The sequence below is a fragment of the Gaetbulibacter saemankumensis DSM 17032 genome (assembly GCF_000425645.1).
GTDB lineage: Bacteria > Bacteroidota > Bacteroidia > Flavobacteriales > Flavobacteriaceae > Gaetbulibacter > Gaetbulibacter saemankumensis.
In genome coordinates, this window is record NZ_AUDV01000006.1 from 307,676 (window position 1) to 333,360 (window position 25,685).

A 25,685-nucleotide genomic window follows, 5' to 3' on the forward strand; every position below is an offset into this window, starting at 1 on the left:
TTAAATATTTCTCTAGTTTAAACTCGCTAAGCTCGCTTTTAGTGTTTCAATTTTTGCCAAGGCATCAGCTTCTTTCTTCTTTTCTGAAGCCACAACTTGCTCTGGTGCATTATTAACAAAACGCTCGTTTGATAATTTTTTCTGAACGGATTTTAAGAACCCTTCAGTATAGTTTAATTCTTCGGTTAACTTTTTAACCTCAGCCTCCACATCAATACTACCAGCCATTGGCACAAAATACTCATTTGATTTTACACGGTAAGTCAAAGCCCCTTCAACCGGTTCTGAAACATATTCTAAGGTTTCAATATTTCCGAGTTTAGTAATTATAGCATCAAATGTTGTACTTGCCTGCTCGTTATTTATAACCGCTAAATTAATAGCATCTTTAAACGCAATGTTTTTCTGCTTTCTAATATTTCTTATTCCGGAAATAACTTCTGATGCAAATTCAAATTCAGCAATTAAAGCTTCATTTACTGGTTTTGCTTCTGGCCATTGTGACACAATTAAAGCTTCTTCAGGTGTTCTTTCTGCTATGTAATGCCAGATATCTTCAGTTAAGAACGGCATAAACGGATGTACTATCTTTAAATTTTCTTCAAAACTAGCAATAATAGCCTTATAGGTAACAGCATCTATTGGTTGTTGATACCCTGGTTTTGCCATTTCTAACAACCAACCACAGAAATCATCATAAATTAGTTTATAAATAGCCATTAAAGCATCACTTAAACGGTATTTACTAAAATGATCTTCAATTTCTAATAAAGCCTTTTGAAATTTAGATTCGTACCATTCTAAAGCAACTCGACTCGATTCCGGTTGCGCAATGCTTTCATCAACAGTCCAACCATCAACTAAACGATAAGCATTCCAGATTTTATTTCCAAACCCTTTTCCTTGCTGACAAAGAGACTCATCGAATAATAAATCATTACCGGCAGCACTACTTAATAACAACCCTACACGAACACCGTCGGCACTATACTGCTCTATTAATTTTAAAGCATCTGGTGAGTTCCCTAAGGATTTACTCATTTTTCGGCGTTGTTTATCGCGCACCAGACCTGTTAGATATACATTATTGAATGGTTTTTCTCCTTTGTATTCATATCCTGCAATAATCATACGTGCTACCCAGAAGAATAAAATATCTGGTCCTGTAACTAAATCGTTTGTTGGATAATAATACTTAATATCGGTGTTTTCAGGATTTCTAATACCATCAAAAACACTCATTGGCCACAACCAAGAAGAGAACCAGGTATCTAAGGCATCGCTGTCCTGACGCAAATCGGCAGCCGTTAACGCCGCATTTCCCGTTTTATCTTGGGCCAATTTCACAGCTTGCTCAATAGTTTCGGCTACTACAAAATCTTCTTTACCATCACCGTAATAGTAAGCTGGAATCTGTTGCCCCCAAAGTAACTGACGAGAAATATTCCAGTCGCGGATATTTTCCATCCAGTGACGATAGGTGTTTTCGAATTTCTTCGGGAATAATTTAATTTCTGAATCTTCACCTAAAACCGCTTCAATTGCCGGTTTTACCAAACCTTCCATTTTCAAAAACCACTGATCACTTAATCGAGGTTCTATAACCGCTTTGGTACGTTCTGAGGTTCCTACTTTATTGATATGGGTTTCCGTTTTCACTAAAACACCCTTATCTTCCAGTTCTTTAGCAACCGCTTTACGCGCCGCAAAACGATCTTGCCCTTCATAATGTAAACCATAACTATTTAAAGTAGCATCTTCGTTAAAAATATCAACTACTTCTAAATTATGTTTATCACCTAAGTTTTTATCATTTTCATCATGAGCCGGGGTTACTTTTAAACAACCTGTACCAAACTCCAAATCGACATAACTATCTTCAATTATAGGGATAACACGTCCACAAATAGGCACAATGGCTTTCTTTCCCTTCAAATGGGTGAATCGCTCATCTTCAGGATTTATACAAATGGCTGTATCACCAAAAATAGTTTCAGGACGTGTAGTTGCAATTGTTAAAGTATCATCGCTTCCTTCAATTTGATAATTTATATAGTAAAGGTTACCTTGTTTTTCTTCGTAAATTACTTCCTCATCCGATAATGTTGTCTTTGCTTCCGGATCCCAATTTACCATTCTAAAACCGCGGTAAATAAGTCCTTTGTTGTACAAATCAACAAATACTTTAATCACGGCTTCACTCATATCATCGTCCATAGTAAATTTGGTACGATCCCAATCACAAGAACATCCTAATTTCTTTAGCTGCTCTAAAATCACACCGCCATACTCATGAGTCCATTCCCAGGCATGCTTTAAAAACTCTTCACGACTCAAACTATTCTTATCGATACCCTGCTCTTTTAGTTTCGCAACTACCTTTGCTTCGGTGGCAATAGAAGCATGATCCGTTCCTGGCACCCAACATGCATTTTTTCCTTGTAAACGCGCACGTCGAATTAACACATCCTGAATAGTATTATTTAGCATATGCCCCATATGCAATACACCCGTTACGTTTGGTGGTGGAATTACAATCGTATATGGTTCTCTTTCATCTGGTTCTGAATGAAAATAATTATGTTTCATCCAGTAATCATACCATTTACTTTCTACCTGACTTGCATCATATTTTGAAGGCATCTGCATACTTTGGAATAGTTTTTGAATTTAATCTGCAAAAGTACTTATATTTCTTGTGTTCTGAAACGAGCTATGTTAAAAATTTAATGAATACAGCTGTTTTTAAATTTTGATAGAGACATTAAATTAAAATACCTGTAATGAATCTATTTCACATGGAACAACATAAAAAATGGGAAATTTTATTTTAACATTTTTTAATACTCTACAGACATGGTATTAAGTACATTTGCTTTAAAATTGGATGTTAACAGATGTTAACGATACTGCCATACATCTAATAATTTTGTAGAATGTAGAAAAAGTAAGTATGTTTGATATAGCATAAGCCCCAAAGTAATGCCGTTTTATTGGTTATTTGCTATAGACTAGGTGCTATATCATAAAAAACAAAAAAAATAAATTAAGAATTATGAAACAGTTAATTACAATTTTATTCATCGGTTTAATTAGTTTTTCTATTAATGCCCAAGACAAAGTAGCTAAAATAGAATTTAAATCGACTACCATTGATTACGGAACCATCGAAAAAGGATCAAACGGTGTCCGTGTATTTGAATTTACTAATACAGGTGACGCTCCTTTAATTATTTCGAAAGTAACATCAAGCTGTGGTTGTACGATTCCTAAAAAACCAAAAGATCCAATTTTACCAGGAAAAACTGGAGAAATTGAAGTAAAATATGATACCAACAGAGTAAATCCTATTAGAAAAACCATTACTGTTATTTCTAATGCCGAAACACCTACTGTTGCCCTTAAAATTAAAGGAGAAGTTATTAACACTGCTAACGATAGTGTATTGGAAAAGAAAGATAAAAGTATTGTGCAACAATAATCATTTTTGCAAAGTTTAACTAAAAGCGCTAAGTATATACTTAGCGCTTTTTTTATATCGGGTTTTCAAGATAAAAACTAAAAAATTTATACTGACCGTCACGGTCGACCTTAAGTTTAATACGCTTCCCTTCGTCTTCATAAAATTTATACATGAGTTCCTGCAAAGTAAAATTATGTGCTCCTTTGCCATTAACGGCAATAATAATATCTCCTATTTTTAAGCCAGCCTTATGTGCTGGAGAATCGCGTCTAAGCTCAACAACGGCATATGCCGGTTTTAAAGTTAATTTGTATTGAGTATCTAAAATAACGCGAGTACTATTTACGTTTTCACTATTTTCAACTGCCCCCATACGGGCATCAGGCAATTTATTCTCTACCTCGCGAACCAAACGAACCCCTCCATGTTCTAATTCAATTCCGCTTTTATTATACCGAAACGCTTCTTTAAAATTCGAATTTTTCTTTAGAGTTAACAAGGCGTTTCTGTAATCATAAATTATATTAAAACGTTTTAATATGTTACCTGCCAAACTACCGTTTCGCCCTTTAAATTTTGTAGCTATCGAGATGGAAGAGGAATCCGGATATGCCACGTTAGCTTGTTTTAATTCAAAACTTTTTAATTTTAATGCTTCTATTTTAGTACGTTTACCATAAACACTACCACTTAGCCCATGACCTAAAAAATCGTAGAAAAACTTATCTCTGGATTTTATTCCTAAAGTATCATTTTCAAAAAGCCAGAGCGCATCGCTACCCCCTGAATCAATAAGTAATTTAACAGGCACCTGCCTACCTCCTGTAACAACTTCTGCATTAATATAGGGCTTGTTATTGTAGAACTCCAGATTCAGTTGTTCGCATTGCTTACAGGTTTTATATTCAAATGACTCCGGATTTGTTAAGCGTAATAATTTTTTCGAATAATTAATTTCTACAATTAAATCCTTAAACACATCGTAGCCAATAATTCCATGAACTGTAATTCCAAGTTTTGGAGAAAAGTTTAATTTATCGTTATAAATACAATACAAATCTTGATTCAAATTAATAGCATCCCCTATTTTAAGAACATTATTTATCGATTTTAATGCTTCAATGGACTCGCCTTCGCCTAGTCCTCGCAAATAAATGGTTTCCGTATTCTTAATATTTAATGAGTCTGATATATTCAAAAAATTAAAAAGAATAGGTTTACTCACCCCGGTATCCAATAAAAAAGTTAAACTTACCCCATTAATTTCTAATGGAATTACAACTAAATTATTAATAAGTTTAAACTTAATTTTATCTGTTTGTTGTTTATTTTGAACTATAAACTGGCTCTGAGAAGTCATAACAGTACCCATAAAAAAAACAAACATTAAGGATGTTAATAATTTTTTCATGAGATATAGCTTCGTATTTAATCTATTCAATTTACAAATCTTTGAAACACAGCGTATATTTTAGTTGGTATTTTAAAAAAACTTTAAGATAATTTTCTCAACTTTGCGCCTTATAATTAAATAATAATGCCAACTATATCAAGAAAAGGGCAGTTAATGCCTGAATCACCGATACGAAAATTAGTGCCATTTGCTGAACAAGCTCGAAAGGATGGCAAGCATATTTACTATTTAAATATTGGACAACCCGATATTAAAACACCTCAGGTTGCTCTAGATGCCGTAAAGGAGAATGACATTGAAATACTTTCATATTCAAGAACTGAGGGATCTAAAGCTTATAGACAAAAATTAGCCGCCTATTACGAGAAACATAATATACATGTATCTCACACAGATATTATAGTAACCACAGGTGCCAGTGAAGCGCTACTTTTTCTATTTAGCAGCATCATGGACCCTGAGGATGAAGTCATTATATCAGAACCTTTCTATGCTAATTATATTGCCTTCTCTACTGCTACTGGCGTTAATGTTGTTCCAGCAGTTTGTAGCATAGAAGACAATTTCGCATTGCCTCCGGTAGAAACTTTTGAAAATCTTATTACAGATAAAACAAAAGCTATTTTAATTTGTAACCCGGGGAATCCAACAGGGTATTTATATTCTGAAGAGGAAATAAAACAATTAGCTGCTATTGCAAAAAAACATGATTTATTTTTAATTGCAGATGAAGTATATCGCGAATTTGTTTACGACGGCAATAGCCACTACTCCATTATGCAATTAGAGAACACGGACGATTATACCATTGTAATCGATTCAGTTTCTAAACGCTACAGTATGTGTGGTGCCCGTATAGGTTGTTTAATTTCAAAGAATAAAACCGTGATGCAAACGGTTATGAAATTTGCACAGGCACGTTTAAGTCCGCCAACATACGCTCAAATTGCAAGCGAAGCTGCTTTAGATACACCACAAAGTTATTTTGATGACGTTATTGCCGAGTATGTAGACCGACGTGATACACTTATTCATGAGCTCAAACAAATTGATGGAGTAAAAGTAGGTACGCCAAAAGGTGCATTTTACTGCATTGCAGAATTGCCAATAAAAAATTCGGATAATTTTGCACAGTGGTTATTAGAAAAATTTAGTATTAATAACGAAACGGTTATGATTGCTCCAGCTGGTGGATTTTATTCCACTCCGGGATTGGGTTTAAACCAAGTTCGCATTGCTTACGTACTTAATAAAGAAAGTTTAATTAAAGCCGTACATATTTTAAAAGAAGCTTTAAAAGTTTATAAAGATTAGTGCAGATAAAACAGAACATTTCCTTAAAGCCTTTTAATACTTTTGGTATTGATGTTACTGCCGACTATTTTGTTTCAGCAGCTACAATCGAGGATTTAAAACACATCATAGCTCTAACGGATCACCCAAACAAGCTTATTTTAGGTGGTGGCAGTAATATGCTGCTTACCCAAGACTTCAATGGTTTGGTTATCCACATTAATTTGAAGGGAATAGAAGTTATTGAAGATTACGATGACTATGTTTTGGTAAAAGCACAAGCTGGAGAAAACTGGCATGACTTCGTTTTATGGTGCCTTAATAATAACTACGGCGGAGTTGAAAACTTATCCCTTATACCAGGTAATGTTGGTACAGCCCCTATTCAGAATATAGGCGCATACGGTGTAGAACTAAAAGATGTATTTCACTCCTGTGAAGCTGTTGAAATAAATACTCAAAATTTAAAAACATTCAATAATACCGAATGTCAGTTTGGATACAGAAATTCGGTATTTAAACAGGAATTCAAAGGGCAATTCATAATTACCAGCGTAACGTTTAAACTCAGTAAAACTCACCATAATTTAAATATGAATTACGGCGCGATTACAGCTGAACTTGAAAAAATGAAGGTATCCAACCCTAAAATTAAGGATATCTCAAATGCCGTGATTGCCATAAGAGAAAGCAAGCTACCCAATCCTAAAATACTTGGAAACAGTGGTAGTTTCTTTAAAAATCCAGTGATATCGAAATCACATTTTAATAAGTTACAGGAAAATTTTAAAGATATTCCCAGCTATCCCGTTTCTGAAACTGAAGTTAAAGTACCTGCCGGTTGGCTTATTGAAAAAATAGGGTTTAAAGGTAAGCGATTTGGAGATTACGGCGTTCATAAAAACCAGGCTCTTGTATTGGTAAACTACGGTAACGCCAAAGGCATTGACATTTTAAATTTATCTAGACTCATACAAGACACCGTATTACGTATATTTGAAATCCCAATTGAAGCCGAAGTAAACATTTTATAAAAAGAAGTTACTAACTTTATATATTTACATCTTGAAATTTTAACCTAAACTCGTTCGTCTTGATATCGCCAATAGAAAAAGAAATAATCGACCTGCTTGAGCGTAGTGATAAAAAAGCTATTAAATTGCTTTATGAAAACTATGCCGATGCCTTATTTGGTGTGATAAAAAAAATCATTTCAGATGATGAAACTGCCCAAGACGTGCTGCAGGAAAGTTTTGTAAAAATCTGGCGCTACTCTAAAAAATACGATCCTACAAAAGCTAAATTATTTACCTGGCTCTATCGAATAGCTTATAATTCAGCTATAGACAAAATCAGATCGCAAAAAAACAAAAGTGGTAACGAAGTCCAAATTGAAACCTCATCCGTATATAAAATAAATTCGCATGAACTTAATCAAGACGTGTTAGATATACAAAAACACCTTGGCAGTTTAGACGAAAAATATCAAATTGTACTAAATGCGCTCTTTTTTGAGGGCATGACGCAGCAAGAGGCAAGCGATGAGTTGGACATTCCGTTAGGAACTATAAAATCAAGATTAAAAATTGGATTACGAGAATTGAAAAAAATTTATAATCCTTAAAACAAAAGTCATGAATGCAAAAATATCTACTTTTTTAATTTCTGGCCTATTAGAAAAATATCTTTTAGGAAACACTTCTGTATCCGAAACCCAAGAAGTCGAATCCTTTATTTCAAAATACCCAGAAGTTCAGAACCACTATAACACCTTGCAGTACAATCTAGAAATTGTTGCTAAAAGCAATGCTGTTGAGGCACCTACTAGTATACTTGATAATATACTAGACGAACTTGACGATGCTCCAGTTGTGAACATAAATAGCTCAAGAAATTATAAAAAATGGTACAAATTTAGTGTTGCAGCTAGCATTGTTGCTATGCTATTTGCAGGCACCTCTTATATTTTCTACAATCAGAATCAAAAATTAAGTAAAGAAAATCAAGTTGTAGTTGATGAAATTTTCGATTTACGTGGTGATATCGAAATGAATAACAAAAAGTTAGATGATATCATGCTACAATTTAAGCAACTTAATGACCCGGAAACATATAAATATATTATGCAAGGGAACAGTCGTGCTAAAAACCTAAAAACCGTAGCATATATTAATCCCAAAGATAAAACATCGATGATTGATGTCGTTTCTTTGCCACAATTACCAGAAGAACAATGTTATCAAATTTGGGCTGAATTACAGGGCAAAATGGTTAGTTTAGGTATTCTAAATGAAACCGACAGACAACTAAGAGCTATTCCATATACCGAAGATGCTCTTGGTTTAAATATAACCATTGAGCCAAAAGGAGGAAATACCATTGCCTCCATGGATAAAACAGTTGCTGAAATAGACTTTCAATAGTATTTTATAGGATTGCATAAAAAAAACCTCAATTTAAAAATTGAGGTTTTTTTTATTTATGCTGCTTAGGTATTATTCTTTATCAAACAAAGCTTTGTGAATAAATCCAGCAACAATAGCTCCAGCGATAGGTGCTAACCAGAACAGCCACAATTGAGTAATAAACTCTCCTCCGGCAAATAATGCTTGACTAGTAGACCTCGCAGGATTTACAGATGTATTAGTAATAGGAATACTGATTAAATGAATTAGTGTTAAACCTAAACCTATAGCAATAGGAGCAAATCCTTTTGGAGCGCGTTCATTTGTACTTCCTAAAATTATTAGTAGGAAAAAGGCCGTTAACAAAAATTCAGCCACTAATGCCGACCCCATTGAATAGCCACCGGGTGACAAGGTATCATAACCATTCGCGGCAAAACCGCTAATATCAACAAAATCAGACTTTCCAGAAACAATCAAATACAGAGCACCGGCAGCTAATATAGCACCGCTTAACTGCGCTAATATATAACCTACCAAGTCTTTGGCTTTAAATTTCCCTCCAGCCCATAAACCAAAAGAAACCGCAGGATTAAAGTGACCTCCAGAAATATGCCCTACAGCAAACGCCATGGTTAACACGGTAAGACCAAATGCTAACGCTACACCAGCAAAACCAATACCCAAATCTGGAAACCCTGCTGCAAAAATAGCACTACCACAGCCTCCAAAAACAAGCCAAAATGTTCCAAAAAACTCTGCAAATAATTTTTTCATCTTAATAATAGTTTAATAGTTAGATAATTACAATGTACGAATTATAACAAATAAGTGTTTAAAAAAATTACATTCACACCATTTCTATCTTAAAATGAATTATAAATTTTTGTGTAAAATCCGTACCTTTGCATAAAATAATTTTAAATGAAACTTCTTATTATAACAATAGCTTTATTAGCTTTAGGTGTTGCCGGAATTGCCATTAAAATATGGGCAAAAAAAGACGGAAAATTTGCAGGCACTTGTGCCAGCCAAAACCCTATGCTTAATAAAGATGGAGAAGCTTGTGGTTTTTGCGGGAAAACTCCAGACCAATTTAGTTCTTGCAACGAACCTCAACACTCGTAATGTTACATGGATATACTTGATTTTGTGTTCTACGCATTCTGTGCGGTAGTATTTATTCAAGTTATTTTTTATCTGTTCATTTTTTCAAGATTTGCTTTTTTTATTCCAAAAAGAGGCAGCTCCAAACAGCTACCTGTATCTGTAATTATTTGTGCTAAAAATGAAGCCAATAATTTAAAAACCTTCCTGCCCTTAATTATTAATCAAAATTACGAATCATTCGAAATTGTATTAATCAACGATGCTTCAAGTGATGAGACTCTCGAAGTTATGGAACAGTTTCAGCAATGCCATAATCACATTAAAATTGTCAATGTAAAAAATGTTGAAGCCTTTTGGGGCAATAAAAAATACGCCTTAACCCTTGGTATAAAAGCATCAACTCACGAACATCTGCTATTTACCGATGCCGATTGCAAACCAATATCTAAAGATTGGATTCGGAGCATGACTTCTCATTTTAATAAAAATTCGTCGGTTATTTTAGGGTATGGCGCTTATGCAAAAAAGAAAAACTCCCTACTTAATAAATTAATACGCTTTGAGACTTTATTAACCGCCGTTAATTATTTTTCATTTGCTAAGATAGGATTGCCTTACATGGGTGTAGGTAGAAATCTTGCTTACACTAAAAAAGAATTCTTTAAGGCAAATGGTTTTATAAATCATATAAAAGTACGATCGGGCGATGATGATTTGTTTGTAAATCAGGTAGCTAACAAAAACAATACAACTATTTGTATCTCTCAGGACAGTTTTACGGAATCCATTCCTAAATCGAGTTTTGGTGCCTGGATTAAACAAAAACGTCGACACATTTCAACGGCTAAATATTATAAATTAAAGCACAAACTACTATTAGGCCTGATTTACTGTTTACAATTAGTCTTTTGGGTACTTACTATCTTTCTAATAACAACCCAATTTAAGTGGCTTTTCGTATTGGGCATTATTTCGATAAGACTCATTTTAATGTATGTGGTACTTGGAGTTTCTTCAAAAAAACTGAACGAAAGTGATTTAATTATTTTCATCCCTTTTCTCGAAATCTTTTTAGTTATTGTACAATTAACTATATTTATAAAGAATCTTTCATCAAAACCAAATTATTGGAAATAAATAACGCTATTAAACGAGCCAAACGAAACGACCAAAAGGCTTTTAATTATTTATTAGATACTTTTTGGGACGATGTTTATGGCTATCAGCTTAAACGTGTTGAAAATGAAAACGACGCTGAAGACATTACTATTCAAACTTTTTCGCGTGCTTTCGACAGGATAGAAACATTCGATGAATCTTATAAATTCAAAACCTGGCTCATAACAATTTCAAAAAATATTCATATCGATTTACTTAGGAAAGAAAAATCATCAATCGCCCAAGTATTATCAAATGATGACAAATCTATTTATCAAATTTTAGATGAGGCTCCGACTCCTGAAGATAAAATTATCACCGAACAAAACCTAGCCAAACTGCTTCGTGATGTAAAAAAATTAAAACCTCATTATCAGGAAATCATTAATATGCGTTTCTTTCAGGAATTAAGCTACAAGGAAATCTCATCCCAGTTGAATGAGCCTATAAACAATGTAAAAGTAAAACTTTTACGTGCTAAAAAATTACTTGCTGAAATTATTCAGAAATCATAATATGCTTTCGAAACTTAAACATTTCGGTCCTGGATTGTTATTTGCTGGTGCAGCCATAGGGGTATCACATCTAGTGCAGTCTACACGCGCTGGTGCCGATTTTGGATTGGGTCTTATTTGGGCACTATTAGTTGTGAATATATTCAAATACCCAGTTTTTCAATTCGGTTCTCGATATGCTACCGCAACTAATGAAAGCTTACTAGATGGTTACTTTAAACTTGGCAAAGGGGTACTCATTACCTACTACTTACTTAATTTAGCCACTATGTTTACCATTCAAACAGCTGTTACCATTGTTACTGCAGGGCTAGCTTCCAATTTATTTGGTGATTTACCCTCTATTGTAATTGGTCACAAAACCTTATCTAGCACCGAAATATGGACAGTTATCATATTAATCATCTGCGTACTATTACTAATAATTGGCAAGTACAAACTATTAGATAGGTTAATGAAAATTATCATTATTACCCTTACTATTAGCACCATTATTGCGGTCAGCATCGCTCTATCAAATCATTCACAACCATTATCCATAACTCAAGTATTACCCGTTAACCATACAGAAATTGCTTTTCTCATTGCCTTTATGGGATGGATGCCCGCTCCACTAGATGTTTCTGTTTGGCAATCGTTATGGACCATAGAAAAGAACGACACCACAAAAAACTATGAATCCAAATATGCTTTGTTCGATTTTAATGTGGGTTATATAAGCACCATTTTTCTCGGGATTGGTTTTCTCCTATTAGGCGCATTGGTCATGTATGATTCTGGAGAAACTTTTAGTAATTCAGCTAGCCTATTCTCAAAACAACTCATAGATTTATACACTAAAAACTTAGGTAACTGGGCTTATTTAATAATTGGAATTGCAGCATTTACAACCATGTTTAGCACCACCCTAACAACTATGGATGCTTCTCCAAGAGCCATGTCCCACGCTACGAAATTATTATTCGATGAAAAGACCAAATTCAATTACAAATTCTGGATGGCCCTACTTTTCTTTGGAAGTATTTTTATCTTTTTCTTTTTAGCATCCGAAATGGGAACCCTTATAAAATTAGCGACCATCTTATCCTTCATTACAGCACCTTTTTTCGCGATTATGAATTACATTCTTATTTCAAGTAAACATACACCTAAAGCTTGGCATCCTTCTAAAAAACTTCATATTTTAAGTTGGTTTGGCATTGCTTTTCTTTTGGGGTTTAGCGGTTGGTATCTCAGTACGCTTTAGGATTTATTTAAAATAATACTTTGTATCTTTGTGCTTTATTTTTTCAGAATGAAGACAGATACAACATCAAATATATTACCAGAAAGAAAAGCGAAACCAAAATGGTTACGTGTTAAACTTCCAACCGGAAAAAAATACACCGAATTAAGAGGCCTAGTTGACAAGTACAAATTGAACACCATTTGTACCTCAGGAAGTTGTCCTAATATGGGTGAATGCTGGGGAGAAGGCACAGCTACTTTCATGATTCTTGGTAATATTTGCACTCGTTCTTGTGGGTTCTGTGGTGTTAAAACAGGGAGACCAGAAACGGTTGATTGGGATGAACCTGAGAAAGTAGCTCGCTCCATTAAACTGATGAATATTAAACATGCCGTTTTAACCAGTGTTGATAGAGACGATTTAAAAGATATGGGAAGCATTATGTGGGCTGAAACAGTGAAAGCTGTGCGACGCATGAATCCCAATACAACCCTTGAAACATTAATCCCAGACTTTCAAGGCATTGAAAAACACATTGACAGAATTGTAGATGTGGCTCCTGAAGTAGTTTCTCATAATATTGAAACTGTTAGACGTTTAACACGCGAGGTTCGAATTCAAGCACAATACGACCGTAGTATGGACGTTTTAAAATATTTAAAACAAGCTGGTCAGCGCCGCACCAAATCTGGCATCATGCTTGGATTAGGAGAAACGCGAGAAGAAGTCATAGAGACACTTCATGATTTAAAAGCTAACGATGTTGATGTTGTTACTATTGGACAATACCTTCAACCGAGTAAAAAACATTTACCTGTAAAACACTTTGTAAGCCCTGAGCAATTTAAAGAATACGAAGAAATTGGGCTGGAACTTGGATTCCGTCATGTAGAAAGTAGTGCATTGGTACGTTCTTCTTATAAAGCGCAAAAACACATAGAATAAATATGGTTAAAGTTGCTATCAATGGATTTGGTAGAATAGGTAGACGTGTTTTCAGATTACTTCAGGCCTATAATAACATTCAAGTTGTAGCCATAAATGATTTAGCCGACACAAAGACGCTAAGTCACTTATTAAAATACGATAGTGTTCATGGGATTTTTAATAGCCAGATTACACATGACGATAATCACATTATTGTTAACAACAACAGGGTTGCCCTTTTAAATCATAAACACCCTAAAGATATTGATTGGAATCCCTTCGATGTGGATTTTGTTATTGAATCAACAGGGAAATTTAAAAGTCGTAAAGATTTAAACAACCACATAACTAATGGAGCCCGATGTGTTGTATTAAGTGTACCCCCTTTAGAAGATGATATTAAAACTATTGTATTAGGGGTTAATGAGGATAGTATTGATGGTACTGAAACTATCATATCCAATGCTTCCTGCACTACAAATAATGCAGCCCCAATGATTGATATCATTAAAAATTTATGTGGAATTAATCAAGCTTATATAACAACGATTCATTCTTACACCACCGATCAAAGCTTACACGACCAACCTCATCGAGATCTACGGCGTTCACGAGCGGCTGGGCAATCCATTGTTCCAACAACAACAGGAGCTGCAAAAGCACTAACAAAAATATTCCCTGAAATAAAAGATGTTATAGGGGGTTGTGGTATTCGCGTACCTGTAATCAATGGTTCATTAACCGACATTACATTCAATGTTAAAAAAAATACTAATATTGAAGAAATAAATAATATATTTAAAGAAGCATCTTTAAATCATTATAAAGGAATACTGGAATATACGGAAGACCCCATAGTTTCCATAGATATTATAGGTAACACCCATTCCTGTATATTCGATGCTGGCATGACATCGGTAATAGGAAATATGGTGAAAATTATAGGTTGGTACGATAATGAATCGGGGTATTCTCAAAGAATTATTGATTTAATATGCAATTTATCGATAAAAAAGGGTGTTTTATCGATAAAATAATTATATTTGTCTGTAATATAAATTATTATGTCCCATATTAATCGCTACATACTTGGCCTATTGTTATTGATGAACTTCGCTGTATTTTCACAAAATTCAATCGATGAAGATCCTGAATTGATTCAGAATAATATCAATTACCGCATCGATCAGGCACAATTAGAACTAGAAAATTTCAACTATTACAAGGCCCAGAAAAACCTTGATACCGCACTTAAATTAGCTGAGAAATTAGATCATAAAGAAAGTACCGGAATTATATTTGCTATTAAAGGAAAGCTACAATATTACATTGAGGAATACGAACAAGCCATCACGTCGCTAACTAAAGCAATAGAAGTACAGCGCCTTATTAACGATAATAAAAACTTAGGGAAGTCTTATAAAATATATGGCGATGTTTATTTAGCTAAAAAACAATATTATCAAGCTTTAGATTCTTACACCGCTGCAAAATCAAAATTTCAGGAAGAAAACTTAAACAAAGACTTAGCCGAAGCACTCCTTTGCGAAGGCAAAGCCTATTACTACTTAAAAAATTATCGCAAATCAAGAGATATTATCAATCAATCTTTAGATATTGCCAGGCGTGAAGAACTACCAAAAACTGAATGTGAAAACCTCATATACCTAGGTATTGTTCAAAACAAATTAAACAACAATCAAAAAGCAATAGAATTAACTAGCCAAGGATTAAAAATTGCTGAAGAATATAATTACTCGAGCATTTTATTTGATGGTTATCTTGCTTTAAGTGATATATATAATGACTTAGGAGATTATAAAACGTCCAGAGATTATCTTAAAAAGCATATTGTAATTTCAGATTCATTAGTTGCAATTAAGCGCGCCAATTCATCTAAAGCACAAGAAACTCAATACCTTCTTAATGACGCGCTTGAAAAAAACAGTGAAATTATTAAAGAACTTAAACAAGCCGAAGACGACAACAGTTTAAACACATTAATTTCCATTTTAAGTGTTGCACTCATTACTATTTTATCTTTGTTAACATTATCGCTTTACAAGAATAACAATATCAGGCTTAAAACTAACAACATGCTGCATAAAAAAAATGCAGAACTTATTATTGCTAAAGAAAAAGCAGAATTAGCTTCGAAAACAAAAGCTAATTTCTTGTCGACCGTAACACACGAACTACGCACGCCTTTATATGCAGTAACAGGATTAAGTAATATGTTGCTGGAGGAAAATCCAAAACCTGAGCAAGTTCAGCACTTAAAATCATTAAAATTCTCGGGAGATTACCTCTTAACTTTTATTAATGACATCCTACAAATTAATAAAATCGAGGCCAATAAAGTTGATATTGAACCTGAGCCATTTAATTTAAAGAAAAAAATAAATAATATTATTTTGGCTCTAAACAATTCGGCTCAGGATAATAAAGTAAAAATTCATTTTGAGTACGACAATCATCTTGGTGAAAACTTTATTGCCGATCAATTAAAAATTTCTCAAATCCTTATCAACCTGATAGGTAACTCCATCAAATTTACTCAAGATGGTGATATTTGGATTCGTGTCTATAAAATAGAAGAAAAAGATAATATTTACACCCTACGATTTGAAGTAGAAGATAACGGCATTGGTATCAGTCAGGAAAAACAGGATAAAATGTTCGAGAGTTTCTCACAAGGTTCGATTCAAATTAACCGAAAATATGGTGGCACTGGTTTAGGACTTTCAATTGTAAAAGGACTTATAGATATTCTTAAAGGTAAAATTTACGTAAAAAGCGAACTCGACAAAGGTACTACGTTTTATTTTGAAATTCCTCTGGAACATACCTCATCTAAAGAAAACACCATCAACTCAGGAAACTATTTCCAAGGTAATATCGATGATGTTGACTTAACAAATGTTCAGATTTTAGTGGTTGAAGACAACAAAATCAACCAAATGATTACCAAGAAAATACTAACGAAAATGAAGCTGAAGTGTGATATTGTTGACAATGGTGAAGCTGCGGTTGAAAAAATTAAAGCAAACAAATACGACATTGTATTAATGGATATTCACATGCCAGGTATTAGCGGTATTGAAGCGACCAAAATAGTACGTTCCTTCGATAAAGAACTTACGATTTTTGCTCTTACAGCCGTTACAATTGAAGATAAAATGCATGAATTTGAAGAGGCTGGATTTACCGATATTATTCCAAAACCTTTTAAACAGGAAGAATTCGAAAAGAAACTTTACAATGCCTTGTCCTCAAAAAAACAAAAACCCACATCGGCTTAATTTTCAATAAATTCTAAAATTCGTTTAGCAAATAATTCTGGTCGATCTAATTGAACAGTTATCGGCAAGTAATACAATTTACCCCGTAAAGATTCGTATTGTTTTAGTCGCATATAATCTTTTTCGGTAGTCAAAATCAATTCTAGTTTACTTAACTCCGAAATTTCATCACTGGTAAATTCATGATGATCACTAAAATTTAAATGATTAAATTTTAAACCTTTACCTTTTAAGTAATCAACCAAAGTACTAGCGTTTGCTATACCTGTAACTAAAGTAAGATCTTTTAATACCTCCAGAGTAAGCCTGTCTTGATCTGAAATAACCTCCGCACCATAATTTATGCTACTAAAAAACACCTGCTGATGCGTTTTCGGATTTATAGATTTAATTATTTGTATTTTTTCTTTCTCAGATAAATTTGATGGACATTTTGTCACCACGATAACATCTGCACGTTTAGCGCCACTTTTAGGCTCTCTTAAATTTCCAGTTGGCAATAAAATATCTTCTGTATATAAATTATAGTAAGTACTTAATAAAATATTTAAACCCGCACTTACCCTTCGATGCTGAAACGCATCATCTAAAAGAATTACTTCAGGTGCAATGTCATTGTTTCTTAATAGTTCGATTCCGTGAGCCCTATCTGCATCGACAGCCACAAGCACCTGTTCTTTAAATTTATTATAGAACTGAAAAGGCTCATCTCCCAGTTGATCAGCATCCGATTGTTGGCTCGCTAATTGGTACCCCTTGCTTTTTCTCTTGTAACCCCGACTAAGGGTCGCTATTTTATAATCATCTTTTAAAAGTTGAATTAGATACTCTATCATAGGTGTTTTTCCAGTCCCGCCAACACTTAAATTACCAACACATATTACCGGAAATTCATAGCGCATCGATTTTTTAATACCCCAATCAAACATCTTATTTCGTAAATAAGTTGCTAAATAATATAATGGGACAAACGGAAAACTTATTTTTCTAATTAACTTCATTAGAGCGAAAGTATAATATTTTATCTTTGGTACAAATATACAAGTTCATGATTGTTCAAGATGTTATTCACTATATAGAAAAACTTGCACCGCTAGCCTATGCTGAAGATTTTGATAATGTTGGTCTATTGGTTGGGAACAAATCTACCAAAATAAGCGGTGTGTTAGTTACTTTAGACACCTTAGAATCTGTTGTAGATGAAGCTATTGAAAAAAAGTGCAACCTAATTGTTAGTTTTCATCCCATTATATTTAAAGGTTTAAAAAAACTAACAGGAAAAACCTACGTAGAACGTGTAGTCTTAAAAGCTATAAAAAACGACATTGCTATCTACAGCATGCACACAGCTTTAGACAATGCTTACCTAGGGGTTAACCAAATGATTTGTGAACAATTGAAATTAAAAAACACTCGCATTCTAATTCCTCAGGCCAATACCATAAAAAAACTAACCACTTATGTTCCTAAAGCGGAGGCCGAAACCTTACGAAATGCACTGTTTAATTCTGGTGCCGGCAGCATAGGTAACTATAACGACTGTAGCTTTAACATAGACGGCTTAGGCACTTATAAGGGCAATGAAAATTCTAATCCTACACTAGGAAAAAAAGGTATTTTACATACTGAAGAAGAAACCAAAATTACGGTCACATTCCCTAAACACTTAGAAACACAAATTGTATCAACCCTAATGAAAACCCATTCTTATGAAGAGGTGGCGTATGAAATAATTACTATAGAAAATAAAAACCAGCATATAGGCATGGGCATGATAGGTGTGTTCGATAAACCTATAAGTGAAAAAGAGTTCCTTTCTCATGTTAAAAACAGTATGAAAACAAAATGCATCAGGCATTCTGCCTTATTAAATAAATCAATCACGGAAGTTGCCGTCTTGGGAGGCTCAGGAAGCTTTGCTATTAATGCTGCGAAAGCTGCTGGTGCTGATGCCTTTATAACAGCCGATTTAAAATATCACGACTTTTTTATGGCCGAAAATAACATTCTCTTAACCGATATAGGACATTATGAAAGTGAGCAATTCACAAAAAACCTTTTAGTATCGTATCTTACGAAAAAATTTACTAATTTTGCAATCATTTTATCAAACACAAATACAAATCCTGTTAAGTATTTTTAAAGTATGGCCAAGAATAAAGAAGTAACTGTTGAAGAGCGTTTAAGAGCTTTATACGATTTACAACTCATCGACTCTCGTATAGATGAAATTAGAAATGTTCGTGGAGAACTTCCTTTAGAAGTTCGCGATTTAGAAGATGAAGTTGCTGGATTGAACATTAGACTAGAAAAATTAGTTGCTAATTTACAAGTAATCGATAACGATATTGTTGCTAAGAAAAATCTAATTGAAGAAGCCAAAGCTTTAATTAAAAAGTACAGTGAGCAACAAAAAAATGTTAGAAATAACAGAGAATACAATTCTTTAACTAAAGAAATTGAATTCCAAGAGTTAGAAATTCAGTTAGCTGAAAAGCACATTAAAGAATTTAAAGCCCAAATAGAGCAGAAAAAAGAAGTTATAGCTGAAACTAAAGAGCGTTTAAAAGAGCGTGAAAACCATCTAAAGCACAAAAAATCTGAATTAGATGATATTTTAGCTGAAACCGAAAAAGAAGAACAAGCCTTAATTAATAAATCTGAAGATTATAAAAATCAAATAGAAGAGCGTTTAGTTGCTGCTTATTTAAGAATTCGTAAAAATGTGAAAAATGGATTAGCCGTTGTACCAATTGAAAGAGGTGCTTCTGGTGGATCTTTCTTCACTATTCCTCCACAAATCCAAGTAGAGATAGCTGCTCGTAAAAAAGTAATTACCGATGAGCATAGTGGTAGAATCTTAGTTGATGCACAGTTAGCTGAAGAACAAAAAGAAAAAATGGAAAAATTATTTGCTAAATTAAGCTAATAGTATTACCCTAATAAAAAAAGCCTTTACAAATTGTAAAGGCTTTTTTTATGCTCTCACGTTAAGTTTTAAATATTAATACGTCTATTATAAGAAAGACCTTATAACATGAAGCATTCCATTTACCTTTTAGTTCTACTATTCACGTTTAGTTGTCAAAATTCAGCACAATCAAAAAAACAACAAGAGAAAATCACAACTGCGCAACCTGTCGAGCTCCCTGTAGAACAAGGTCAAGCACGAACTTATTTTGCTAGCGGTTGTTTTTGGTGCGTAGAAGCCATTTTTGAAAGTGTCCTAGGAGTAAATGAGGTTACTAGTGGTTACTCGGGAGGCCACACCAAAAATCCAACTTACGCCTCCAGTAACACAGGCAAAACTGGGCATGCCGAAACGGTTGAAGTTATTTACGACCCACGACTTATTAACTTCTCAACCTTAGTAGATGTATATTTCGGTTCTCAAAATATATCACAAGAAAATGGACAAGGCAATGATATTGGTTCTCAATATCGTTCTATAATTTTCTATCAGAATGAAGCGCAAAAACAAATTATTTTAAGAAAAAAAGATTCCATAGCAAAAGCTCTAAATGTAAAAATTGCCGCCGAAGTTTACCCGTTTCAAAAATTTTGGAAAGCAGAGGACTATCATCAGGACTATGAAAAATTAAATCCAAACAATCGATACATTCAAAATGTATCAAAACCAAGATTAAACAGATTCAAAGAAAAGTTTCCTGATATTTTAAAAACAAATCAAGAAAAAGATTAAAATTATTTAATCCAAAAACATACTGGTAATCGTATATAAAACTAAAGAGTATCCCACATTATGTGTCTCTATATATCTCAAAAGGATCTAACTAAAACGTTTAGATCCTTTTCTTTTTATCCAACAAAATCAATCTTCGAATGTGTACCATCACAATAAGGTTTGTCTCCCGATTTTCCACACCTGCAAAAAGCCGTTGTTCTATTTTTAATTTCGTGAGAACCGTCCTTTAAGTTAACTTTTAACAAACCATGCACCAATAATGGGCCGTTTTTTAAAACATCAATCTTTGTTTCTATTAAATCAGTTGTTTTATCCTTTGCACCATTAATATAAGAACTTAAAGCCCCGGAAGGACACTGTTTAACCTGATTAACTAAAGTCTCCGTTTCTGCCCCATCCATTTTAATCCAAGGCCTTAAAGAAGGTCTAAAAACATTGGGTAATCCCTTCACGCATATACCTGAATGGATGCATTTCTTAGCCTCCCAAACTATGGTAATTTCACCATTAGAATATTCTTTTGTCTTACCCATAACCACCAAATTTTACTAAATATACAAAATTATAAGGCTTCATTTTAGCAACGTTTCTTAATTAAGAATTCTTATTTTTGTTAACAACCTTAAATTTAATCAACTTGCTCAACTATAATCAAGGTCTACAATTCGCATTAGAACAGGACAAAAGGGATGAACTAGCGACTTATAGAAATCAGTTTCATATTCCAAAAAATCAAGATGGTCATGATCTTATTTACATGACTGGAAATTCCTTAGGCCTGCAACCAAAGAACACGAAAGCATACGTTAACCAAGAACTTGATGACTGGGCAAAGTTAGGTGTTGAAGGGCACACACAAGCTAAAAACCCATGGTTACATTATCACGAATTTTTAACCAATAACATGGCAAAAATTGTCGGGGCTAAACCAGAGGAAGTTATTATTATGAACACCCTCACTGTAAACCTTCACTTAATGATGGTTTCATTTTACAAACCAACCAAACAACGCTATAAAATACTTATTGAAGCTGATGCTTTTCCTTCCGATAAATTTGCCGTAGAATCTCAATTAAGACATCATGGATTCAATGACAAAGAAGGACTTATATTATGGCATTCAAGACCAAATGAAGAGCTATTACACTTCGATGATTTAAAAACCATTCTTAAAAATCAAGGACATGAAATTGCCTTAATACTACTTGGAGGTGTTAATTATTATACCGGGCAGTATTTAAATTTAAAACGCATAACAAAACTCGGCCACCAATATCATTGCAAAGTAGGCTTTGATTGCGCCCATGGCGCGGGAAACGTGGCATTAAACCTGCATGACTCTGGTGCTGATTTTGCCGTTTGGTGCTCTTATAAATATTTAAATTCAGGGCCCGGAAGTTTAGCTGGGTGCTTTGTTCATGAACGCCATGCACACAATAAAACTTTAAACCGATTTACTGGCTGGTGGAGCCATAATAAGGAATCACGATTTAATATGCGTGATGCATTTGATTTATTACCAGGGGCAGAAGGTTGGCAATTAAGCAATCCGCCAATTTTATCTATGGCGGCTATTAGGGCTTCTTTAGACCTCTTCAGCGAAGTTGGCTTCGACAAACTATTAAATAAATCGAAAGCCCTCACTGGATATTTTGAATACCTTATAAATCAAATCAAAAATGATAATATAAAAATAATTACACCTAAAAATCCAGAAAAACGAGGTTGCCAACTATCAATTCAAGTAAAAAATGCCGATAAAACATTACACGATAAATTAACTAACTTAGGAGTGATTTCAGATTGGCGAGAACCTGATGTGATTCGTTGTGCTCCCGTACCTCTTTATAATTCATTTGAAGATGTCTATCGTCTCGTTGAAAAATTAAAAAAAAGTCTCAGTGAATAAACAACAAAACATAATTATTATAGGTGCTGGACTCTGCGGAAGTTTATTGGCGCTTCGTTTAGGACAAAGAGGCTATTTGGTAACAGTTTATGAAAAACGCCCAGACCTTCGAAAAGTTAATTTAGATGCCGGTAGATCAATAAATTTAGCTTTTTCTAATCGAGGCATAAAGGCCATGAAATTGGTTGGTATCGATAAAAAAGTCGAAGCCCTTTGCATTCCTATGCATGGCAGAATGCTTCATGACATACAAGGCAACACCATGTTAGCTCCTTACAGTGGCAAAGACAATGAATACATCAACTCTATTTCTCGTAGCCAGCTTAACGCATTATTATTAGACGAAGCCGAAAAACATTCGAATGTAACACTATATTTCAATAAAACATGTAAATCTGTCAATTTTGAGAATACCACAGCCCAGTTCGAAGATTATAATTCAAAACACCTTTTTGTAGAAGATGCCGATGTTATTTTCGCTACCGATGGAGCTGGATCAGTATTACGGAAAAACTATTTTCTTCGGAAAAAATTCTTGTTTAGCTTCTCCCAACAATATTTAACGCATGGCTATAAAGAACTTAGTATTTTACCTGATGATAAGGGTAATTTTAAAACCTTTAAAAACGCACTTCATATTTGGGGACGTGAATCTTTCATGCTCATTGCCTTACCAAATTTAGACGGAAGTTTTACCGTTACTTTATTTTTAAGTTTCAATGAAGGCACATACAATTTTAACAATTTAACAAGCGAAGACCGGGTTACTGAATTCTTCAGTATTTATTTTAAAGACGCTTTAGAGCTTATGCCTAATGTAACAAAAGATTTCTTTAAAAACCCGACCTCACCATTGGGCACGGTTAAATGTTCTCCTTGGCATTACAGAGGCAACACCTTATTAATGGGAGATGCCGCTCATGCCATTGTTCCGTTTTATGGCCAAGGCATGAATGCTTCGTTTGAAGATGTTGTAGAATTTGATAAGGTTCTAGAAACCCACCCTAATCCTAATTCTAAAAGCGATTGGGAAACTATTTTCAAAACCTATGAATCCACTCGAAAACAAGATACCGATGCTATTGCCGATTTAGCAATTGACAATTTTCACGAAATGAAAGACCATGTAAATCATGCCATATTTAGAGAAAAACGCCAAATAGAATTAGCTTTGGAAAAAGAATTCCCAAGGGACTATGCTTCTAAATATAGATTAGTTACCTTCAAAGAAGAAATCGGTTATCGAGAAGCCATGCTAAGGGGCCGTGCACAAGATAAAGCGATTTTAAAATTAATTTCAGATAAAGAAATTACTTCGAGTGATGATTTAAATGTTATTTTAGAAAAAATAAAAAAAGAAACCAATGCCATTCTTGAAGATGATAGAATTGCAGCATTAAATCAAGTAATATGAACGAAATTGTAACCCCTAGAGGTGCTTATCCCCACACCAAACGCGTAGGCGATTTTATTTTCGTTTCCGGCACAAGTTCAAGACGACCTGACAATAGCATTGCCGGAGTGGAAATTATTGACAACATGGGCACTAAAAAATTAAATATTGAAGTTCAGACGCGCGAGGTACTAAAAAATATTGAAAAAAATCTAGCTAAAGAGAACGCTACGCTTAACGATATTGTAGATGTAACAACCTTTTTGGTAAGCATGAACGATTTTGCAGGTTACAACAAAGCATATGGCGAGTTTTTCAATAAAGAAACTGGGCCTACAAGAACTACCATTGCCGTTCATCAATTACCACATCCCGATTTATTGGTAGAAATAAAAGTAACAGCATATAAAAAATCATAATGCTTAAAATTAAAAACTACATAAATGGAGAACTTTTAAAACCACGATCGAAGGTCTGGCTAGACAACTTCTGCCCTGCTAATGGTGAAGTTTATGGCCAAACCCCCAATTCATCACAAGAAGACGTTGACAATGCTTATATAGCAGCCCAATCGGCATTTCCAAGCTGGTCTCAAACCCCGCTAGAAGAACGTTGTCGCACACTCTTAAAAATTGCAGACCTGATTGAAAACAATATCGATACCTTAGCTGAAGCAGAAAGTATCGATAATGGCAAACCGATCACCTTAGCCAAATCAGTTGATATTCCTCGAGCAGCCAGTAACTTTCGCTTTTTTGCTCATGCTATTACACAGTTTTCCAGTGAAAGCCATGAAACCGTTGGTCAGGAAGCCATAAATTACACGCTACGTCGTCCTATAGGTGTTGTGGGCTGTATTTCACCATGGAATCTTCCATTATATCTGTTTACCTGGAAAATAGCTCCCGCACTGGCTGCTGGAAATTGCGTGGTAGCGAAACCTAGTGAAGTAACACCTGTAACTGCCTTTTTATTAAGTAAAATTTGTATTGAAGCCGGTTTACCTAAAGGGGTATTAAATATCGTTCACGGATTAGGAAACACTACCGGACAGGCCATTATTGAGCACCCCGAAATAAAAGCCATTTCATTTACCGGAGGAACTAAAACCGGCGCACATATTGCAAAAACAGCGGCCCCCATGTTTAAAAAACTATCATTAGAGCTAGGAGGAAAAAACCCAAATATCATTTTTGCCGATTGTGATTACAGTGACATGCTAAATACTACTATACGCTCATCATTTACTAATCAAGGTCAGATATGCTTATGCGGTAGTCGTATTTTTGTTGAAGATTCCATCTATGAAAAATTTAAATCAGATTTTATACAAAAAGTAAAACTATTAAGAGTAGACCATCCTTCAAAAGACCTTACAGATATTGGTGCTATCGTGTCTAAGTCTCACTTAGAAAAAGTATTAAAATATATAAATAATGCCGAAAATGAAGGTGGGAAAATATTATTTGGAGGCCAACAGATTTGTGTTGAAGGTTTCGAAAATGGATATTATATGGAACCTACAATCATAGAAGTTGAAACAAATAACTGTCAAATAAATCAAGAAGAAGTCTTTGGCCCCGTAGTCACCTTAATGCCCTTTAAAACGGAAGATGAAGTATTACAAATGGCTAATGGGGTAAAATATGGTTTATCGGCAACCATCTGGACCAATAACTTACAACGTGGCATTCGACTAAGTAATCAAATTCAGGCAGGCATTGTATGGGTAAATACGTGGATGTTACGCGATTTACGTACTCCGTTTGGTGGTGTTAAAGCTTCAGGTATAGGACGTGAAGGCGGATTTGAAGCCCTTCGCTTTTTTACAGAAGCCAAAAATGTTTGTATTAAATATTAAA

Annotated in this window: 24 protein-coding genes; 19 read left to right on the forward strand and 5 right to left on the reverse strand. The window is 34.2% G+C overall.

The window, feature by feature from the left end; all coding sequences use genetic code 11:
- Window positions 1–12: 12 nt before the first annotated feature.
- Window positions 13–2,649: a valine--tRNA ligase gene (locus tag H611_RS0103705; RefSeq protein WP_027137079.1), complete on the reverse strand. Its 2,637-nt coding sequence runs from the start codon at window positions 2,647–2,649 to the stop codon at window positions 13–15.
- A gap of 406 nt (window positions 2,650–3,055) precedes the next feature.
- Between H611_RS0103705 and H611_RS0103710 the strand changes: the two genes are divergently transcribed.
- Window positions 3,056–3,481 carry a DUF1573 domain-containing protein gene (locus H611_RS0103710; RefSeq protein WP_027137080.1) on the forward strand — a complete coding sequence of 142 codons (426 nt, stop codon included), beginning with the start codon at window positions 3,056–3,058 and terminating at the stop codon, window positions 3,479–3,481.
- Window positions 3,482–3,533: 52 nt separating this feature from the next.
- On the opposite strand, the gene H611_RS0103715 is transcribed toward H611_RS0103710, so the two are convergent.
- A complete protein-coding gene (locus H611_RS0103715) occupies window positions 3,534–4,874 on the reverse strand; it encodes an aspartyl protease family protein (protein WP_027137081.1) in 1,341 nt (446 codons plus the stop codon).
- Window positions 4,875–5,000: 126 nt separating this feature from the next.
- Here H611_RS0103715 and H611_RS0103720 point away from each other — a divergent pair, with 126 nt between their 5' ends.
- From H611_RS0103720 to H611_RS0103735, 4 genes are read left to right on the forward strand one after another with little or no spacing between them, the layout of a single operon-like run.
- Window positions 5,001–6,191 carry a pyridoxal phosphate-dependent aminotransferase gene (locus tag H611_RS0103720; protein WP_027137082.1) on the forward strand — a complete coding sequence of 397 codons (1,191 nt, stop codon included), beginning with the start codon at window positions 5,001–5,003 and terminating at the stop codon, window positions 6,189–6,191.
- Complete coding sequence (murB, locus tag H611_RS0103725) at window positions 6,191–7,204, forward strand: UDP-N-acetylmuramate dehydrogenase (protein WP_027137083.1); 1,014 nt, start codon at window positions 6,191–6,193, stop codon at window positions 7,202–7,204. The genes H611_RS0103720 and murB overlap by 1 nt, the downstream gene beginning before the upstream one ends.
- A gap of 59 nt (window positions 7,205–7,263) precedes the next feature.
- A complete protein-coding gene (locus tag H611_RS0103730) occupies window positions 7,264–7,794 on the forward strand; it encodes an RNA polymerase sigma factor (protein ID WP_027137084.1) in 531 nt (176 codons plus the stop codon).
- Between the two features lie 10 nt (window positions 7,795–7,804).
- Window positions 7,805–8,593 carry an anti-sigma factor gene (locus H611_RS0103735; protein ID WP_027137085.1) on the forward strand — a complete coding sequence of 263 codons (789 nt, stop codon included), beginning with the start codon at window positions 7,805–7,807 and terminating at the stop codon, window positions 8,591–8,593.
- 72 nt (window positions 8,594–8,665) lie between these two features.
- Here H611_RS0103735 and aqpZ read toward each other — a convergent pair whose 3' ends face one another.
- A complete protein-coding gene (gene aqpZ, locus H611_RS0103740; protein ID WP_027137086.1) occupies window positions 8,666–9,352 on the reverse strand; it encodes an aquaporin Z in 687 nt (228 codons plus the stop codon).
- Window positions 9,353–9,499: 147 nt separating this feature from the next.
- Here aqpZ and H611_RS0103745 point away from each other — a divergent pair, with 147 nt between their 5' ends.
- Genes H611_RS0103745 through H611_RS0103775 form a run of 7 tightly spaced genes read left to right on the forward strand, consistent with a single transcriptional unit; the run spans window position 9,500 to window position 16,815 of the window.
- Window positions 9,500–9,703: a hypothetical protein gene (locus H611_RS0103745; RefSeq protein WP_027137087.1), complete on the forward strand. Its 204-nt coding sequence runs from the start codon at window positions 9,500–9,502 to the stop codon at window positions 9,701–9,703.
- 6 nt (window positions 9,704–9,709) lie between these two features.
- On the forward strand, window positions 9,710–10,822 hold the full coding sequence (locus H611_RS0103750) for a glycosyltransferase (RefSeq protein WP_027137088.1): 1,113 nt from the start codon (window positions 9,710–9,712) through the stop codon (window positions 10,820–10,822).
- Window positions 10,813–11,358 carry an RNA polymerase sigma factor gene (locus H611_RS0103755; protein WP_027137089.1) on the forward strand — a complete coding sequence of 182 codons (546 nt, stop codon included), beginning with the start codon at window positions 10,813–10,815 and terminating at the stop codon, window positions 11,356–11,358. Before H611_RS0103750 ends, H611_RS0103755 begins: the two co-directional genes overlap by 10 nt.
- Window position 11,359: 1 nt before the next feature.
- Entirely contained in the window at window positions 11,360–12,604 is a 1,245-nt protein-coding gene (locus H611_RS0103760) for an NRAMP family divalent metal transporter (RefSeq protein WP_027137090.1), read from the forward strand.
- Between the two features lie 48 nt (window positions 12,605–12,652).
- A complete protein-coding gene (lipA, locus tag H611_RS0103765) occupies window positions 12,653–13,531 on the forward strand; it encodes a lipoyl synthase (protein WP_027137091.1) in 879 nt (292 codons plus the stop codon).
- A 2-nt stretch (window positions 13,532–13,533) separates the two neighbouring features.
- Window positions 13,534–14,550 carry a type I glyceraldehyde-3-phosphate dehydrogenase gene (gene gap / locus H611_RS0103770; RefSeq protein WP_027137092.1) on the forward strand — a complete coding sequence of 339 codons (1,017 nt, stop codon included), beginning with the start codon at window positions 13,534–13,536 and terminating at the stop codon, window positions 14,548–14,550.
- A 27-nt stretch (window positions 14,551–14,577) separates the two neighbouring features.
- Complete coding sequence (locus H611_RS0103775; protein WP_027137093.1) at window positions 14,578–16,815, forward strand: ATP-binding protein; 2,238 nt, start codon at window positions 14,578–14,580, stop codon at window positions 16,813–16,815.
- Here the strand turns inward: H611_RS0103775 and lpxK are convergent.
- Window positions 16,812–17,816, reverse strand: a complete 1,005-nt coding sequence (gene lpxK / locus H611_RS0103780; RefSeq protein WP_027137094.1) for a tetraacyldisaccharide 4'-kinase — start codon at window positions 17,814–17,816, stop codon at window positions 16,812–16,814. The two genes, H611_RS0103775 and lpxK, sit on opposite strands and share 4 nt — an antisense overlap.
- A gap of 47 nt (window positions 17,817–17,863) precedes the next feature.
- Here lpxK and H611_RS0103785 point away from each other — a divergent pair, with 47 nt between their 5' ends.
- The 3 genes from H611_RS0103785 (at window position 17,864) to msrA (ending at window position 20,518) form a co-directional block, all read left to right on the forward strand.
- The gene (locus H611_RS0103785; RefSeq protein WP_027137095.1) at window positions 17,864–18,958 is read left to right on the forward strand and encodes a Nif3-like dinuclear metal center hexameric protein; all 1,095 of its coding nucleotides are present in this window, start codon (window positions 17,864–17,866) and stop codon (window positions 18,956–18,958) included.
- 3 nt (window positions 18,959–18,961) lie between these two features.
- A complete protein-coding gene (locus H611_RS0103790) occupies window positions 18,962–19,744 on the forward strand; it encodes a zinc ribbon domain-containing protein (RefSeq protein ID WP_027137096.1) in 783 nt (260 codons plus the stop codon).
- Window positions 19,745–19,852: 108 nt separating this feature from the next.
- Window positions 19,853–20,518 carry a peptide-methionine (S)-S-oxide reductase MsrA gene (gene msrA, locus H611_RS0103795; protein ID WP_027137097.1) on the forward strand — a complete coding sequence of 222 codons (666 nt, stop codon included), beginning with the start codon at window positions 19,853–19,855 and terminating at the stop codon, window positions 20,516–20,518.
- A gap of 116 nt (window positions 20,519–20,634) precedes the next feature.
- Here the strand turns inward: msrA and H611_RS0103800 are convergent, their stop codons facing one another.
- Entirely contained in the window at window positions 20,635–21,054 is a 420-nt protein-coding gene (locus H611_RS0103800) for a (4Fe-4S)-binding protein (protein ID WP_027137098.1), read from the reverse strand.
- A 104-nt stretch (window positions 21,055–21,158) separates the two neighbouring features.
- Here H611_RS0103800 and kynU point away from each other — a divergent pair, with 104 nt between their 5' ends.
- From kynU to H611_RS0103820, 4 genes are read left to right on the forward strand one after another with little or no spacing between them, the layout of a single operon-like run.
- Window positions 21,159–22,430: a kynureninase gene (kynU, locus tag H611_RS0103805; protein WP_027137099.1), complete on the forward strand. Its 1,272-nt coding sequence runs from the start codon at window positions 21,159–21,161 to the stop codon at window positions 22,428–22,430.
- Complete coding sequence (locus H611_RS0103810; RefSeq protein WP_027137100.1) at window positions 22,423–23,844, forward strand: FAD-dependent oxidoreductase; 1,422 nt, start codon at window positions 22,423–22,425, stop codon at window positions 23,842–23,844. Before kynU ends, H611_RS0103810 begins: the two co-directional genes overlap by 8 nt.
- The gene (locus H611_RS0103815; RefSeq protein WP_027137101.1) at window positions 23,841–24,242 is read left to right on the forward strand and encodes a RidA family protein; all 402 of its coding nucleotides are present in this window, start codon (window positions 23,841–23,843) and stop codon (window positions 24,240–24,242) included. The genes H611_RS0103810 and H611_RS0103815 overlap by 4 nt, the downstream gene beginning before the upstream one ends.
- On the forward strand, window positions 24,242–25,684 hold the full coding sequence (locus tag H611_RS0103820) for an aldehyde dehydrogenase (RefSeq protein WP_027137102.1): 1,443 nt from the start codon (window positions 24,242–24,244) through the stop codon (window positions 25,682–25,684). Before H611_RS0103815 ends, H611_RS0103820 begins: the two co-directional genes overlap by 1 nt.
- Window position 25,685 lies beyond the last annotated feature (1 nt).

Bases quoted from the DNA above. Each gene is read 5' to 3' on its own strand.
- H611_RS0103705 (WP_027137079.1), bottom strand. From the start codon at position 2,649: ATGCAGATGCCTTCAAAATATGATGCAAGTCAGGTAGAAAGTAAATGG.
- H611_RS0103710 (WP_027137080.1), top strand. From the start codon at position 3,056: ATGAAACAGTTAATTACAATTTTATTCATCGGTTTAATTAGTTTTTCT.
- H611_RS0103715 (WP_027137081.1), bottom strand. From the start codon at position 4,874: ATGAAAAAATTATTAACATCCTTAATGTTTGTTTTTTTTATGGGTACT.
- H611_RS0103720 (WP_027137082.1), top strand. From the start codon at position 5,001: ATGCCAACTATATCAAGAAAAGGGCAGTTAATGCCTGAATCACCGATA.
- H611_RS0103735 (WP_027137085.1), top strand. From the start codon at position 7,805: ATGAATGCAAAAATATCTACTTTTTTAATTTCTGGCCTATTAGAAAAA.
- aqpZ (WP_027137086.1), bottom strand. From the start codon at position 9,352: ATGAAAAAATTATTTGCAGAGTTTTTTGGAACATTTTGGCTTGTTTTT.
- H611_RS0103745 (WP_027137087.1), top strand. From the start codon at position 9,500: ATGAAACTTCTTATTATAACAATAGCTTTATTAGCTTTAGGTGTTGCC.
- H611_RS0103750 (WP_027137088.1), top strand. From the start codon at position 9,710: ATGGATATACTTGATTTTGTGTTCTACGCATTCTGTGCGGTAGTATTT.
- H611_RS0103760 (WP_027137090.1), top strand. From the start codon at position 11,360: ATGCTTTCGAAACTTAAACATTTCGGTCCTGGATTGTTATTTGCTGGT.
- lipA (WP_027137091.1), top strand. From the start codon at position 12,653: ATGAAGACAGATACAACATCAAATATATTACCAGAAAGAAAAGCGAAA.
- gap (WP_027137092.1), top strand. From the start codon at position 13,534: ATGGTTAAAGTTGCTATCAATGGATTTGGTAGAATAGGTAGACGTGTT.
- H611_RS0103775 (WP_027137093.1), top strand. From the start codon at position 14,578: ATGTCCCATATTAATCGCTACATACTTGGCCTATTGTTATTGATGAAC.
- lpxK (WP_027137094.1), bottom strand. From the start codon at position 17,816: ATGAAGTTAATTAGAAAAATAAGTTTTCCGTTTGTCCCATTATATTAT.
- H611_RS0103785 (WP_027137095.1), top strand. From the start codon at position 17,864: ATGATTGTTCAAGATGTTATTCACTATATAGAAAAACTTGCACCGCTA.
- H611_RS0103790 (WP_027137096.1), top strand. From the start codon at position 18,962: ATGGCCAAGAATAAAGAAGTAACTGTTGAAGAGCGTTTAAGAGCTTTA.
- msrA (WP_027137097.1), top strand. From the start codon at position 19,853: ATGAAGCATTCCATTTACCTTTTAGTTCTACTATTCACGTTTAGTTGT.
- H611_RS0103800 (WP_027137098.1), bottom strand. From the start codon at position 21,054: ATGGGTAAGACAAAAGAATATTCTAATGGTGAAATTACCATAGTTTGG.
- H611_RS0103815 (WP_027137101.1), top strand. From the start codon at position 23,841: ATGAACGAAATTGTAACCCCTAGAGGTGCTTATCCCCACACCAAACGC.
- H611_RS0103820 (WP_027137102.1), top strand. From the start codon at position 24,242: ATGCTTAAAATTAAAAACTACATAAATGGAGAACTTTTAAAACCACGA.